This window comes from Zoogloea ramigera (genome assembly GCF_006539865.1).
GTDB classification, from domain to species: Bacteria; Pseudomonadota; Gammaproteobacteria; order Burkholderiales; family Rhodocyclaceae; genus Zoogloea; species Zoogloea ramigera.
Genome location: NZ_BJNV01000088.1, coordinates 1 through 15,270 on the forward strand (window position 1 = coordinate 1; position 15,270 = coordinate 15,270).

The window sequence follows — 15,270 nt, forward strand, 5'->3', positions numbered from 1 at the left end:
GTCGATAGTCGTGCTCAGGATGCCCCGCTCCCCGCGGGGCAGACTGTAGTCTCTGCTGCAGGGGTATAGCTCAACTGGCAGAGCGTCGGTCTCCAAAACCGAAGGTTGGGGGTTCGATTCCCTCTGCCCCTGCCATAGTTTCAATCGGACGCAAGTTTCAATGGCCGACAAAATCAAGTTCGCGCTGGCACTGGTTCTACTGGTGGCCGGCGTTGTGGGCTTCTATCTGCTCGCTGAGCAGGCAATGGTGCTGCGCGTCCTTTCTGTGATCGCGGGCGTCGGCCTGTGTGCTGCCGTAGCGTGGAAGACCGAGCCGGGGCAGCGGTTTGCTGTCTTCGCAAAAGAAACGGTCGCCGAGACCAAGAAGGTCGTCTGGCCGTCCCGCAAGGAAACCTTTCAGACAACCGGCATCGTTTTCGCCTTCGTGGTGATCATGGCGGTCTTTCTGTGGGTCACCGACAAGACCCTCGAATGGGCGCTTTACGATCTGATTCTGGGTTGGAAAAAATCATGAGCAAGCGTTGGTACGTGGTTCACGCCTATTCCGGCTTCGAAAAGTCGGTTCAGCGCGCGCTCGTCGAGCGCATTGCGCGCGATGGAATGCAGGATTTCTTCGGCCAGATCCTCGTGCCCGTCGAAGAGGTCGTCGAAATGCGCAACGGCCAGAAGAGCATTTCCGAGCGCAAGTTTTTCCCCGGCTATGTACTGGTGGAAATGGAAATGAACGACGACACCTGGCACCTGATCAAGTCGACCCCGAAGGTCACCGGTTTCGTGGGCGGCACCGCCAACAAGCCGACGCCGATCTCCGAAAAGGAAGTCGACAAGATCATGCAGCAGATGAAGGATGGCGTCGACAAGCCGCGTCCCAAGGTGCTGTTCGAGGTCGGTGAGATGGTTCGTGTCAAGGAAGGCCCGTTCACCGATTTCAATGGTTCCGTCGAAGACGTGAACTACGAAAAGAGCAAGATCCGCGTGTCGGTGACCATCTTTGGTCGTGCGACGCCGGTTGAACTGGATTTCGGTCAGGTCGAGAAGACCTGATCGCCGTGGGGCGCTTCACAGCGCCCCGTTTTGCGCCCGCGAGGGCAAGAGGAGCGTGGCGAAGCCCGCCATGCGCTAACACTCATCAAGGAGTTGCCTAATGGCAAAGAAGATTATTGGCTACATCAAGCTGCAGGTTCCTGCAGGCAAAGCCAACCCCAGCCCCCCGATTGGTCCCGCTCTTGGTCAGCGCGGCCTGAACATCATGCAGTTCTGCAAGGAGTTCAACGCCCAGACCCAGGGTCTCGAGCCGGGTCTGCCGATCCCGGTCGTGATCACCGCCTTCGCGGACAAGAGCTTCACCTTCGTGATGAAGTCGCCCCCGGCGACGATCCTGATCAAGAAGGCTGCCGGCATTCAGAAGGGTTCTCCGAAGCCCCATACCGACAAGGTAGGCTCCATCACCAAGGCCCAGTGCGAAGAAATCGCCAAGGTCAAGGTCAAGGATCTCACCGCTGCGGACGTCGAAGCCGCCATCCGTACCATCGCTGGCTCCGCGCGCAGCATGGGCATCACCGTCGAGGGTCTGTAATCATGGCAAAGCTTTCCAAGCGCGTTCAGGCCCTGCGTGCCAAGGTTGACCGCAACAAGAACTACCCCCTGACCGAAGCGCTGGCGCTGGTCAAGGAGAGTGCCACTGCCAAGTTTGACGAGTCGGTCGATATCGCCGTCAACCTCGGCGTCGACGCCAAGAAGTCCGACCAGCTGGTCCGTGGCTCCGTGGTGCTGCCGGCTGGTACCGGCAAGAGCGTTCGTGTGGCCGTGTTCGCCCAGGGCGACAAGGCTGAAGCTGCCCGCGCCGCCGGCGCCGATGTCGTCGGCTTTGACGATCTGGCCGAGCAGGTCAAGGGTGGCACCATCGATTTCGATCTGTGCATCGCCACCCCGGACGCCATGCGCGTCGTCGGTGCGCTGGGCCAGATCCTCGGCCCCCGTGGTCTGATGCCGAACCCGAAGGTCGGCACCGTGACCATGGACGTCACCACCGCTGTCAAGAACGCCAAGGCCGGTCAGGTTCAGTACCGTACCGACAAGGCCGGCCTGATCCACGCCACCGTGGGTCGTGCCTCGTTCTCCGTCGAAGCGCTGCAACAGAACGTTGCGGCCCTGGTTGACGCGCTGGTCAAGGCCAAGCCCGCCGCTTCCAAGGGTGTGTATCTGCGCAAGGTTGCCGTGTCGTCCACCATGGGCGCCGGTGTCCGCGTGGAACCCGCCAGCCTCAGCGGCCAGGCATAAAGAACTTTGGGCCGGTCGACGGGCGCAAGCTCGCCGACCGGATCGTCAAAGACCGCAGGCGCTCAGGGCATTTTGCCTTGAGCTTAATCACCGAAAGCCTGCGTAGACGGTGCCCCAGAACAGGATTTCCGTACCGCGCATCCGTGCGGTGCAAAGCTCCTGATCCAGGTCGCCGTAGGTGCGATGAAGCTTTCATCGCGTGTTGACTTGATAGGAGGAAAGACCTTGAGTCTGAATCTCGACGACAAAAAAGCCGTAGTGGCTGAGGTGTCGGCGCAAGTGGCAACCGCCCAGACGATCGTCGTGGCCGAGTATGCAGGTATCGCGGTGGGCAACCTCACTGTGCTGCGTGCCAAGGCCCGCGAATCTGGCGTTTACCTTCGTGTGCTGAAGAACACCCTGGCTCGCCGCGCTGTGGCGGATACGCCCTTTGCCGGCCTGGCAGATCAACTGACCGGCCCGCTGATTTACAGCATCTCTGCCGACCCGGTGGCCGCTGCCAAGGTTCTCGCGGATTTCGCGAAGACCAACGACAAGCTGGTCCTGAAGGCAGGTTCCTACGCAGGCAAGGTTCTCGACAAGGCTGGCGTGCAAGCCCTGGCCTCGATCCCGAGCCGCGAAGAACTGCTCGCCAGACTGCTGGGCGTCATGCAGGCACCGGTGTCCGGCTTTGCCGTTCTGCTGGCTGCGCTTGCGAAGAAACGTGAAGAAGAAGCCGCGGCCTGATTGGTCGATCCCCGGCAACTCATACGAAATTAGAATTGGAGTAATTTGAGATGGCAATCACCAAAGAAGACATCCTCGAAGCCGTTGGCGCGATGACCGTTATGGACCTGAACGACCTGGTTAAGGCGTTCGAAGAGAAGTTTGGCGTGTCCGCCGCTTCCATGGCTGTGGCCGCCCCGGGCGCCGGCGCCGCCGCCGCCGCTGTTGAAGAGCAGACCGAATTCAACGTCGTGCTGCTGGCCGCCGGCGACAAGAAGGTTGAAGTCATCAAGGTCGTCCGCGCCGTTACCGGCCTGGGCCTGAAGGAAGCCAAGGACCTGGTCGATGGCGCTCCGAAGCCCGTCAAGGAAGCCATCCCCAAGGCCGACGCCGAAGCGCTGAAGAAGCAACTCGAAGACGCAGGCGCGAAGGTCGAAATCAAGTAATTTTGATTTCGTACAGGGGGCTGATGCCATCATGGCATCGGCCCTTTTGTGCTTTCTGTTTTCCGCAGCACGTAGTAACCCGAGGCCCAGTCGGCAAAATAGAGCGTTCGATGCAGATTAAAGCGCGACTAGCGTTGAATCAAGTGTCCGAAATGCTGTCTTTTGTCTTCTGACGTCCGACTTCTCAGACCCGGAGCATCTATGGCGTACTCCTACACCGAGAAAAAGCGCATCCGTAAAAGCTTCGCCCAGCGCGCAGCTGTACAGAATGTGCCTTATCTGCTGGCCACTCAGCTTGAATCCTACGCGTCCTTCCTGCAGGCAGATACTCTGCCTTCAGCGCGGGCCAACCAGGGCCTTCAGGCTGCCTTCAATTCCATCTTCCCGATCTCCAGCCACAGCGGCAACGCGCGGCTGGAGTTCGTGCAGTTTAACCTCGGTGAGCCGGCCTTCGACGTGAAGGAGTGTCAGCAGCGTGGCCTGACCTTCGCGTCGCCCCTGCGTGCCCGGGTCCGCCTTGTCATCCTCGACAAGGAAGCGGCCAAAGAGACCATCAAGGAAGTCAAGGAGCAGGAAGTGTACATGGGCGAGATTCCGCTCATGACCAACAACGGCTCCTTCGTCGTCAACGGTACCGAGCGGGTCATCGTGTCCCAGCTCCACCGCTCGCCGGGCGTGTTCTTCGAGCACGACCGCGGCAAGACCCACTCCTCCGGCAAGCTGTTGTTCTCGGCGCGGATCATCCCCTACCGTGGTTCCTGGCTCGACTTCGAGTTCGATCCGAAGGACTACCTCTACTTCCGCGTGGACCGTCGCCGCAAGATGCCGGTGACCATCCTGCTGAAGGCGATCGGCATGACCCCGGAAGAGATCCTCGCGACCTTCCACGATTTCGAGAAGTTCAGCCTGCTCGACGACGGCGCCAACTTCACGCTGATTCCCGATCGCCTGCGCGGCGAGATGGCCAAGTTCGACGTGATCGATCTGTCCGGCAAGGTCATCGTGACCAAGGACAAGCGGATCACCGCCAAGCACATCCGCGAACTCGCTACCGCCGGCATCGACACGGTGTCCGTCGGTGACGAATTCCTGCTCGGCCGGGTGCTCGCCACCAATGTGGTCAGCCCGGACGGCGAACTGGTTGCGCGCGCCAACGACGAGATCACCGAAGATCTCCTCGACAAGCTGCGTGACGCCGGCGTCACCGAGTTCAGCACGCTGTACCTCAACGACCTCGACCGCGGCTCCCACATCTCGCAAACCCTGCGCAGCGACGAGACCACCGACCAGTGGGCCGCCCGCGTGGCGATCTACCGCATGATGCGTCCGGGCGAGCCGCCCACGGAAGACGCCGTCGAGGCACTCTTCCAGGGCTTGTTCTACCTGCCCGAACGCTACGACCTGTCGGTCGTCGGCCGGATGAAGTTCAACCGCCGCGCCTACCCCGAGAAGCTGGACGACAAGGCGCCGGAATGGCAGCGCCGTTTCTACGAGCGCGTCGGCCCGAAGGGCGGCGAGGGCGAGGGTACGCTGTCCAATGAGGACATCCTGGCCGTTGTCGGCGTGCTGGTCGAGCTGCGCAATGGCCGCGGCGAGATCGACGACATCGACCACCTCGGCAACCGCCGCGTGCGTTCCGTCGGCGAGCTGGCCGAGAACCAGTTCCGCGCCGGTCTGGTGCGTGTCGAGCGGGCGGTCAAGGAGCGTCTCGGCCAGGCCGAGAGCGACAACCTTATGCCCCACGATCTGATCAACGCCAAGCCGATCAGCGCCGCGATCAAGGAGTTCTTCGGTTCCAGCCAGCTGTCCCAGTTCATGGACCAGACCAACCCGCTGGCCGAGATCACCCACAAGCGCCGCGTGTCGGCCCTTGGCCCGGGCGGTCTGACCCGCGAGCGTGCCGGCTTTGAAGTCCGTGACGTGCACCCGACCCACTACGGCCGCGTGTGCCCGATCGAGACGCCGGAAGGCCCGAACATCGGTCTGATCAACTCGCTGGCGCTGTTTGCGCGCACCAACCAGTACGGTTTCCTCGAGACCCCGTACCGCAAGGTGACCGACGGCTCCGTGACCGAGCAGATCGACTTCCTGTCGGCGATCGAGGAAGGCCAGTACGTCATCGCCCAGGCGAACGCCGAAGTCGATGAAACCGGCAAGCTGATCGGTGACCTCGTGTCCTGCCGCAACCGGGGTGAGTTCACCCTGGCCACGCCGGATACCGTGCAGTACATGGACATCGCGCCGGGCCAGATCGTGTCGGTCGCCGCCTCGCTGATCCCCTTCCTCGAGCACGACGACGCGAACCGCGCGCTGATGGGCGCCAACATGCAGCGTCAGGCCGTTCCGTGTCTGCGTCCCGAGAAGCCCTTCGTCGGTACCGGCATCGAGCGCACCGTGGCGGTCGACTCGGGCACCGCCGAGCAGGCGCTGCGCGGCGGCGTGGTCGACTATGTGGATGCCAACCGGATCGTGATCCGGGTGCACGACAACGAAACCGTTGCCGGTGAAGTTGGCGTCGACATCTACAACCTGATCAAGTACACGCGCTCCAACCAGAACACCAACATCAACCAGCGTCCGGTCGTTAAGGTCGGCGACGTGGTGGCCCGGGGCGACGTGATCGCTGACGGCGCCTCCACCGACATGGGTGAGCTGGCCCTCGGCCAGAACATGTTGGTCGCCTACATGACCTGGAACGGCTACAACTTCGAAGACTCGATCCTGATCTCCGAGCGCGTGGTCGGCGACGACCGCTTCACCTCGATCCACATCGAGGAGCTCACCGTCGTGGCCCGGGACACCAAGCTCGGCCCCGAGGAAATCACCCGCGACATCGCTTCGCTCGGCGAAGCCCAGCTGTCGCGCCTCGACGAATCCGGCATCGTGTACATCGGTGCCGAGGTCGAAGCCGGCGACGTGCTGGTGGGCAAGGTCACGCCGAAGGGCGAGACCCAGCTGACCCCCGAAGAGAAGCTGCTCCGCGCGATCTTTGGCGAGAAGGCTTCCGACGTGAAGGACACCTCGCTGCGCGTGCCGTCCGGCATGAATGGCATCGTCATCGACGTGCAGGTGTTCACCCGCGAAGGTATCGAGCGCGACAAGCGTGCCCAGTCGATCATCGACGACATGCTGCGTGGCTTCAAGACCGACCTGGCCGACCAGATGCGTATCGTCGAGCGTGACGCCTTCGAGCGTATCGAGCGGATGATCGTCGGTCAGCCCGCCAACGGCGGCCCGAAGCGTCTGGCCAAGGGTACGACCATCAGCAAGGAATACCTGGAAGGCGTCGAGCACTACGGCTGGTTCGACATCCGCATGGCCGACGAAGCGATCGCCGCCCAGATGGAAGCCGTCCGCGAAGCCCTCGAGAAGACCCGCAAGGACTTCGACCTGGCCTTCGAAGCCAAGAAGAAGAAGCTCACCCAGGGCGACGAGCTGCCCCCGGGTGTCCAGAAGATGGTCAAGGTCTACCTGGCCGTCAAGCGTCGCCTGCAGCCCGGCGACAAGATGGCCGGCCGTCACGGTAACAAGGGTGTGGTCTCCAAGATCGTCCCGGTCGAGGACATGCCCTACATGGAAGACGGCACGCCGATGGACATCGTGCTCAACCCGCTGGGCGTTCCGTCGCGGATGAACATCGGTCAGGTGCTCGAAACCCACCTTGGCTGGGCCGCCAAGGGCCTCGGCAACAAGATTGACAAGATGGTTCGGGCGAAGGCCAGCGCGGATGAATTGCGCGGTTTCCTCGAAGAGATCTATAACGGTAGTGGCAAGCCCGAGCAACTCAATGAGTTCTCCGACGGCGAAGTCATGGAACTGGCCCACAACCTGCGCAAGGGCGTGCCCTTCGCGACGCCGGTGTTCGACGGCGCCAAGGAATCCGAGATCCAGGGCATGCTCGAGCTGGCGGGCCTCCCGTCCGGCGGTCAGGTGTCCCTGTACGACGGCCGCACCGGCGAGCTTTTCGAGCGTCAGGTCACCGTGGGCTACAAGCACGTCTTGAAGCTGCACCACCTGGTCGACGACAAGATGCACGCCCGTTCCACCGGCCCGTACTCCCTCGTCACCCAGCAGCCGCTGGGCGGTAAGGCGCAGTTTGGTGGCCAGCGTTTCGGGGAAATGGAAGTGTGGGCGCTGGAAGCCTACGGTGCCGCGTACACGCTGCAGGAAATGCTCACGGTCAAGTCGGACGACGTTACCGGCCGGACCAAGGTGTACGAAAACATCGTCAAGGGCGAGCACAAGATCGACGCCGGCATGCCGGAATCCTTCAACGTGCTGGTCAAGGAAATTCGCTCTCTGGCCATCGACATCGACCTGGACCGCTACTGAGCGCCCGGTTCGATCGACTAGTGCCCACCCTGGATGGAGTGATTGATGAAAAGTTTGCTCGCTGATCTGTTCAAGCAAAGCCTGCCGAACGAGGAAGAGTTCGACGCCATCACCATTAGCCTGGCGTCCCCCGAGACGATCCGCTCGTGGTCGTATGGCGAAGTGAAGAAGCCCGAGACCATCAACTACCGGACCTTCAAGCCGGAACGCGATGGCCTCTTCTGTGCGAAGATTTTCGGGCCGGTGAAGGACTACGAGTGCCTGTGCGGCAAGTACAAGCGCCTCAAGCACCGCGGCGTCATCTGCGAAAAATGCGGCGTCGAAGTGACTCTCTCGAAGGTCCGTCGCGAGCGCATGGCGCACATCGAGCTGGCCTCGGTGGTTGCCCACATCTGGTTCCTGAAGAGCCTGCCGAGCCGCCTCGGCATGGTGCTCGACATGACCCTGCGCGACATTGAGCGCGTGCTGTACTTCGAAGCCTACGTGGTCACCGATCCCGGCATGACCCCGCTCAACCGTGCCCAGATCCTGTCGGAAGACGACTACCTGGCCAAGGTTGAGGAATACGGTGACGACTTCGTCGCGCTGATGGGCGCCGAAGGCATCCGCGAGATGCTGCGCTCCCTCGACCTGCCCCACGAGATCGAGAAGCTGCGCTCTGAGCTCGAGACCACCGGCTCCGAAGCCAAGATCAAGAAGATCTCCAAGCGCCTGAAGGTGCTCGAGGCCTTCCAGTCCTCCGGCATCAAGCCGGACTGGATGATTCTCGAAGTGCTGCCGGTGCTGCCGCCGGACCTGCGCCCGCTCGTTCCGCTGGATGGTGGCCGTTTCGCCACCTCCGACCTGAACGATCTCTACCGTCGCGTGATCAACCGGAACAACCGTCTGAAGCGTCTGCTCGAGCTGAAGGCACCCGAGATCATCGTTCGCAACGAGAAGCGGATGCTCCAGGAGTCCGTCGACTCCCTGCTCGACAACGGTCGTCGCGGCAAGGCCATGACCGGCGCCAACAAGCGTCCGCTCAAGTCGCTGGCCGACATGATCAAGGGTAAGGGCGGCCGTTTCCGTCAGAACCTGCTGGGTAAGCGGGTCGACTACTCCGGCCGTTCGGTGATCACCGTGGGTCCGCAGCTCAAGTTGCACCAGTGCGGTCTGCCCAAGCTGATGGCGCTCGAGCTGTTCAAGCCCTTCATCTTCAACAAGCTTGAGCTGATGGGTCTCGCGACCACCATCAAGCAGGCCAAGAAGATGGTGGAAGGCCAGGAGCCGGTGGTGTGGGACATCCTCGAAGAGGTGATCCGCGAGCATCCGGTCATGCTGAACCGTGCGCCGACGCTGCACCGCCTGGGTATCCAGGCCTTCGAGCCGGTCCTGATCGAAGGCAAGGCGATCCAGCTGCATCCGCTGGTCTGCGTGGCCTTCAACGCCGACTTCGACGGCGACCAGATGGCCGTCCACGTCCCGCTGTCCCTTGAGGCGCAGATGGAAGCCCGCACGCTGATGCTGGCCTCCAACAACGTGCTGTCCCCCGCCAACGGCGAGCCGATCATCGTGCCGTCCCAGGATATCGTGCTGGGCCTGTACTACGCGACCCGTGAGGGCGTGAACGCCAAGGGCGAAGGCATGGCCTTCGCCGACGTGGGCGAGGTCAAGCGCGCTTACGAATCCGGTCAGGTGGCCCTGCACGCCAAGGTCATCGTGCGTCTGAAGGAATGGGACCTCGGCCCCGAAGGTGAGTCGATCGAGAAGATCACCCGTCACGAGACCACCGTCGGCCGCGCGATCCTGTCCGAGATCCTGCCCGCTGGGCTGCCTTTCAGCGTGCTGCAGAAGCCGCTGAAGAAAAAGGAAATCTCCAAGCTTATCAACGCCTCCTACCGCCGCTGCGGTCTGAAGGCGACGGTGATCTTCGCCGACAAGCTGATGCAGTCGGGCTTCGGCCTGGCGACCCGCGCCGGTATCTCGATCGCCGTGAAGGACATGCTGGTGCCGGCTGCAAAGCACCCGCTGATCCACGCCGCCGAGCAGGAGGTCAAGGAGATCGCCCAGCAATACACCTCCGGTCTGGTGACCGACGGTGAGCGCTACAACAAGGTCGTCGACATCTGGGGCCGCGCCGGTGACCAGGTCGCCAAGGCGATGATGGACCAGCTGGGTCAGGAAGACGTGGTCAACCGCCACGGCGACACCGTCAAGCAGGAGTCCTTCAACTCCATCTACATGATGGCCGACTCCGGTGCGCGGGGTTCTGCGGCGCAGATTCGTCAGCTCGCCGGCATGCGTGGCCTGATGGCCAAGCCGGACGGCTCGATCATCGAGACGCCGATTACCACGAACTTCCGTGAAGGCCTCAACGTTCTGCAGTACTTCATCTCGACCCACGGCGCCCGCAAGGGTCTGGCGGATACGGCACTGAAGACCGCGAACTCCGGCTACCTCACCCGCCGTCTCGTCGACGTGACCCAGGATCTGGTGGTCATCGAGGACGACTGCGGCACCAAGAGCGGCTTCCTGATGAAGGCGCTGATCGAGGGCGGTGAAGTCGTCGAGCCGCTGCGCGACCGTATCCTTGGCCGTGTCACCACCGACGATCTGGTGCATCCCGACACCCAGGCAACCCTTATCGAAGCTGGCACCATGCTCGACGAGGACGCCGTCGACCTCATCGAGAACGTCGGCCTGGACGAAGTGCGCGTGCGCACTCCGCTGTCCTGCGAAACCCGCTACGGCCTGTGTGCCAAATGCTATGGCCGTGACCTCGGTCGTGGCTCGCTGGTGAATGCTGGTGAGGCAGTCGGCGTTATCGCCGCCCAGTCGATCGGCGAGCCGGGTACCCAGCTCACTATGCGTACCTTCCACGTGGGTGGTGCTGCGTCCCGGGCGGCTGCGGCGAGTTCTGTCGAGGCCAAGTCGGCCGGTGTCATCCGCTTCACGCAGAACATGCGTTACGTGGCCAACGCCAAGGGCGAGAAGATCGTCATTTCCCGTTCCGCCGAGGTCATCGTCGCTGACGAAATGGGCCGTGAGCGCGAGCGTCACAAGATCCCCTACGGTGCAACCCTGGCGGTGGACGAGGCCTTGCAGATCAAGGCAGGCACCCAGCTCGCCACCTGGGATCCGCACACCCGTCCGATCATCACCGAATACGCCGGTATCGTGAGGTTCGAGAACGTGGAGGAGGGTGTCACCGTCGCGAAGCAGATCGACGAAGTGACGGGCCTGTCCACCCTCGTGGTGATCGACGCCAAGCGTCGCGGCGCCTCCACCTCCAAGGGCGTGCGTCCGCAGGTCAAGCTGCTGACCGAGTCTGGCGAGGAAGTCCGCATCGCCGGCACCGAGCACGCTGTGTCCATCACCTTCCAGGTCGGCTCGCTGATCACCGTGAAGGATGGCCAGCAGGTCTCCGTGGGTGACGTGCTTGCACGCATCCCGCAAGAGTCCGCGAAGACCCGCGACATTACCGGCGGTCTGCCGCGTGTGGCCGAGCTCTTCGAAGCTCGCGCACCGAAGGACGCCGGCGTGCTGGCCGAGGTGACGGGTACCGTCTCCTTCGGCAAGGACACCAAGGGCAAGCAGCGTCTGGTGATCACGGAACCCGATGGCACCGTCCACGAGTTCCTGATCCCGAAGGACAAGCACGTCATGGTTCACGACGGTCAAGTCGTGAACAAGGGCGAGCTGATCGTCGATGGCCCGGCCGATCCCCACGACATCCTGCGTCTGCAGGGTGTTGAGGCCCTGGCCCGTTACATCATCGACGAAGTGCAGGATGTGTATCGTCTGCAGGGCGTGAAGATCAACGATAAACACATCGAGGTGATCGTTCGCCAGATGCTGCGTCGCGTGGTCATCACCGATCCGGGCGATACCGGCTTCATCCGCGAAGAGCAGGTCGAGCGCGCCGAAGTGCTGGACGAGAACGACAAGGTCACCGCCGAGGGCAAGCTGCCCGCCAACTACAATTTCCTGTTGTTGGGTATCACCAAGGCATCCCTGTCCACCGACTCCTTCATCTCGGCCGCATCCTTCCAGGAAACGACCCGAGTGCTGACCGAGGCTGCAATTCTCGGCAAGCGCGACGAACTCCGTGGCCTGAAGGAAAACGTGATCGTCGGTCGCCTGATTCCGGCGGGTACCGGTCTGGCCTACCACCGCAACCGCAAGTCGCAGACGATTGGCGAGGATCTCGGTGAAGGGCATGCCTGGGCGCCGCAGGCGGAGGCTTCGGAAACCGAAAACGCGCATCAGCCCGGTTGACGAAGACTTGACGAGGAAGATATACTCCGGCCTCTTTTTGCGGACTGGCCAATCGTAGTCAGTCGCAGCCGGAATAACCATCCGAGGCGGTCCTGTCGGGCTGCCTCGGTGTTTTGGGAAATTCTTAGCTATGCCAACAATTAATCAACTCGTTCGTAAGGGCCGGCAGGCGCCCGTTTCCAAGAGCAAGGTTCCCGCGCTCGAGGCATGCCCGCAAAAGCGGGGCGTTTGCACCCGTGTTTACACCACGACTCCGAAGAAGCCGAACTCCGCGCTGCGTAAAGTTGCGAAGGTTCGTCTGACCAACGGTTTCGAGGTCATTTCGTACATCGGCGGTGAGGGTCACAACCTGCAGGAGCACTCGGTTGTGCTGATTCGCGGCGGCCGTGTGAAGGACTTGCCGGGTGTGCGTTACCACATTGTTCGCGGCAGCCTCGACCTTCAGGGCGTCAAGGACCGTAAGCAGTCCCGCTCCAAGTACGGCGCCAAGCGCCCGAAGAAGTCCTAATTGTCGGCAACCAAAGAATAGCGAGAGTAAAGCATGCCCCGTCGTCGTGACGTACCCAAGCGTGAAGTTCTGCCTGATCCGAAATTCGGCAGCCAGGATGTTTCCAAGTTCATCAATGCGATCATGCAGAGCGGCAAGAAGGCCGTTGCTGAGCGCATCGTTTATGGCGCCTTCGAGGCTATCGTCTCCAAGGGCGGCAAGGATCCCCTCGAAGTCTTCTCGGCCGCGCTCTCCAACGTGCGCCCGGTTGTGGAAGTGAAGAGCCGCCGCGTTGGTGGTGCCAACTACCAGGTCCCCGTCGAGGTTCGCCCGGCGCGCCGTATGGCTCTCTCCATGCGTTGGCTGCGCGAAGCCGCTCGCAAGCGCTCCGAGAAGTCGATGGCTCAGCGTCTGGCTGGTGAGCTGCTCGAGGCCGCTGAAGGCCGCGGCGCCGCCATGAAGAAGCGCGAAGAAGTGCACCGCATGGCTGAGGCCAACAAGGCGTTCTCGCACTATCGCTTCTGATCTCTCAGGCGAAAACCTAGTCGGGCCCTGAAAGGGGCTCGACTTATTTGTAAGCATCAGCACGGGGCTCGTTCTTGCAGCTCCGCAAACTCAGGAAGGCAAGGTTAGCACTGTGGCACGGAAGACCCCGATCGAGCGCTACCGTAATATCGGTATCTCGGCTCACATTGACGCCGGCAAAACCACCACGACGGAACGCATCCTTTTTTACACGGGTGTGAACCATAAGATCGGTGAGGTTCACGATGGCGCCGCCACCATGGACTGGATGGAGCAGGAGCAGGAGCGGGGTATCACGATTACCTCGGCTGCGACCACCTGCTTCTGGAAGGGCATGGAAATGAACTTCCCCGAGCATCGCTTCAACATCATCGACACCCCGGGCCACGTGGACTTCACCATCGAGGTGGAGCGCTCCATGCGTGTTCTGGATGGTGCCTGCATGGTGTATTGCGCGGTCGGCGGTGTTCAGCCCCAGTCCGAAACCGTGTGGCGTCAAGCTACCAAGTACAAGGTTCCGCGCCTTGCCTTCGTGAACAAGATGGACCGCTCCGGCGCCAACTTCTTCAAGGTTGTCGAGCAGATGAAGACTCGTCTGAAGGCAAACCCGGTTCCGGTCGTGATTCCCATCGGTGCTGAAGATACCTTCACCGGTGTTGTCGATCTGATCAAGATGAAGGCCATTCTGTGGGATGAAGCTTCCCAGGGCATGAAGTTCAACTACGTCGACATCCCGGCTGAGCTTCTTGATGATGCCCAGAGCTGGCGCGAGCAGATGGTTGAAGCTGCAGCCGAGGCTTCTGAGGAACTCATGAACGAGTACCTCGAGAACGGCGATCTCTCCGAAGAGAAAATCAAGCTCGGTCTGCGCACCCGCACCATTGGTTGCGAAATCCAGCCGATGCTGTGTGGTACCGCGTTCAAGAACAAGGGCGTCCAGCGCATGCTCGACGCCGTCATCGAGTTCCTGCCCTCCCCGGTGGATATTCCCCCGGTTCAGGGTGAGGATGACGATGGCAAGCCGGTGGAGCGTCATGCTTCTGATTCCGAGAAGTTCTCGGCTCTCGCGTTCAAGCTGATGACCGACCCGTTCGTTGGTCAGCTGACTTTCGTTCGCGTGTACTCCGGTGTTCTGAACTCCGGCGCCACCGTGCTCAACTCCGTCAAGGACAAGAAAGAGCGCATCGGTCGTATTCTCCAGATGCACGCCAACGAGCGTGAGGAGATCAAGGAAGTTCTGGCTGGCGACATCGCCGCCTGCGTGGGCCTCAAGGAAGTCACCACCGGTGAGACCCTGTGCGACCCCGATGCACCGATCATCCTCGAGCGCATGATCTTCCCGGAGCCGGTGATTCACGTCGCCGTCGAGCCGAAGACCAAGGCTGACCAGGAGAAGATGGGTATTGCGCTGGGCCGTCTGGCGGCAGAAGATCCGTCCTTCCGTGTGCGCACCGACGAAGAGTCCGGCCAGACCATCATCTCCGGTATGGGCGAGCTGCACCTCGAGATCATCGTCGATCGTATGAAGCGTGAGTTCAACGTCGAAGCCAGCGTCGGCGCTCCTCAGGTTGCCTACCGCGAAGCCATCCGCAAGGCTGTCGAGCAGGAAGGCAAGTTCGTCAAGCAGTCCGGCGGTCGCGGCCAGTTTGGTCACGTCTGGATCAAGCTCGAGCCGAACGAAACCGGCAAGGGCTACGAGTTCGTCGATGCCATCAAGGGCGGTGTTGTTCCCCGCGAATACATCCCGGCGGTCGACAAGGGCCTGCAGGAAACCCTGCCGAACGGCGTTCTCGCCGGTTTCCCGGTGGTCGATGTCAAGGTCACGCTGTTCGACGGCTCCTATCACGACGTCGACTCCAACGAAAACGCCTTCAAGATGGCGGCTTCCATGGCGTTCAAGGACGCAATGCGTAAGGCCAGCCCGGTTCTGCTCGAGCCGATGATGGCGGTTGTCGTGGAGACTCCCGAGGATTACATGGGTAACGTGATGGGCGACCTGTCCTCCCGTCGCGGTATCGTTCAGGGCATGGATGACATCCCTGGCGGCATGAAGGAAGTTCGCGCCGAGGTTCCGCTGGCCGAGATGTTCGGTTACGCTACCCAGCTGCGTTCGCTGACCCAGGGTCGTGCCACCTACTCGATGGAATTCAAGCACTACTCCGAAGCGCCCAAGAGTGTCGCTGAGGCAGTGATCAACAATCGCAAGTAATCAATCGAAACTGTAAAAGGAACAAGCAA

At 61.7% G+C, this 15,270-nt stretch carries 11 protein-coding genes and 1 tRNA gene; all 12 read left to right on the forward strand.

Going from position 1 to position 15,270, the window contains the following annotated elements; genetic code table 11:
* The first annotated feature begins 59 nt into the window (after nt 1-59).
* Nucleotides 60-135, forward strand: a tRNA-Trp gene (locus tag ZRA01_RS17950).
* A 25-nt stretch (nt 136-160) separates the two neighbouring features.
* The gene (secE, locus tag ZRA01_RS17955; RefSeq protein WP_141354741.1) at nt 161-514 is read left to right on the forward strand and encodes a preprotein translocase subunit SecE; all 354 of its coding nucleotides are present in this window, start codon (nt 161-163) and stop codon (nt 512-514) included.
* Nucleotides 511-1,044 carry a transcription termination/antitermination protein NusG gene (gene nusG / locus ZRA01_RS17960; protein ID WP_141354742.1) on the forward strand — a complete coding sequence of 178 codons (534 nt, stop codon included), beginning with the start codon at nt 511-513 and terminating at the stop codon, nt 1,042-1,044. Before secE ends, nusG begins: the two co-directional genes overlap by 4 nt.
* Before the next feature lie 100 nt (nt 1,045-1,144).
* Nucleotides 1,145-1,576 (forward strand): 50S ribosomal protein L11, encoded by a 432-nt coding sequence (rplK, locus tag ZRA01_RS17965; RefSeq protein ID WP_141354743.1) that lies wholly within the window; start codon nt 1,145-1,147, stop codon nt 1,574-1,576.
* Between the two features lie 2 nt (nt 1,577-1,578).
* Nucleotides 1,579-2,280, forward strand: coding sequence for a 50S ribosomal protein L1 (gene rplA, locus ZRA01_RS17970; RefSeq protein ID WP_141354744.1), 702 nt, complete (start codon nt 1,579-1,581; stop codon nt 2,278-2,280).
* A 225-nt stretch (nt 2,281-2,505) separates the two neighbouring features.
* Nucleotides 2,506-3,006: a 50S ribosomal protein L10 gene (gene rplJ, locus ZRA01_RS17975; RefSeq protein ID WP_141354745.1), complete on the forward strand. Its 501-nt coding sequence runs from the start codon at nt 2,506-2,508 to the stop codon at nt 3,004-3,006.
* 50 nt (nt 3,007-3,056) lie between these two features.
* A complete protein-coding gene (gene rplL, locus ZRA01_RS17980; protein WP_141354746.1) occupies nt 3,057-3,431 on the forward strand; it encodes a 50S ribosomal protein L7/L12 in 375 nt (124 codons plus the stop codon).
* A 201-nt stretch (nt 3,432-3,632) separates the two neighbouring features.
* On the forward strand, nt 3,633-7,763 hold the full coding sequence (gene rpoB, locus ZRA01_RS17985) for a DNA-directed RNA polymerase subunit beta (protein WP_141354747.1): 4,131 nt from the start codon (nt 3,633-3,635) through the stop codon (nt 7,761-7,763).
* Between the two features lie 45 nt (nt 7,764-7,808).
* Entirely contained in the window at nt 7,809-12,020 is a 4,212-nt protein-coding gene (gene rpoC, locus ZRA01_RS17990) for a DNA-directed RNA polymerase subunit beta' (RefSeq protein WP_141354748.1), read from the forward strand.
* Between the two features lie 130 nt (nt 12,021-12,150).
* Nucleotides 12,151-12,528 (forward strand): 30S ribosomal protein S12, encoded by a 378-nt coding sequence (gene rpsL / locus ZRA01_RS17995; protein WP_079432645.1) that lies wholly within the window; start codon nt 12,151-12,153, stop codon nt 12,526-12,528.
* Nucleotides 12,529-12,561: 33 nt separating this feature from the next.
* Nucleotides 12,562-13,032, forward strand: coding sequence for a 30S ribosomal protein S7 (gene rpsG, locus ZRA01_RS18000; RefSeq protein ID WP_141354749.1), 471 nt, complete (start codon nt 12,562-12,564; stop codon nt 13,030-13,032).
* 112 nt (nt 13,033-13,144) lie between these two features.
* On the forward strand, nt 13,145-15,241 hold the full coding sequence (gene fusA, locus ZRA01_RS18005; RefSeq protein ID WP_141354750.1) for an elongation factor G: 2,097 nt from the start codon (nt 13,145-13,147) through the stop codon (nt 15,239-15,241).
* Nucleotides 15,242-15,270 lie beyond the last annotated feature (29 nt).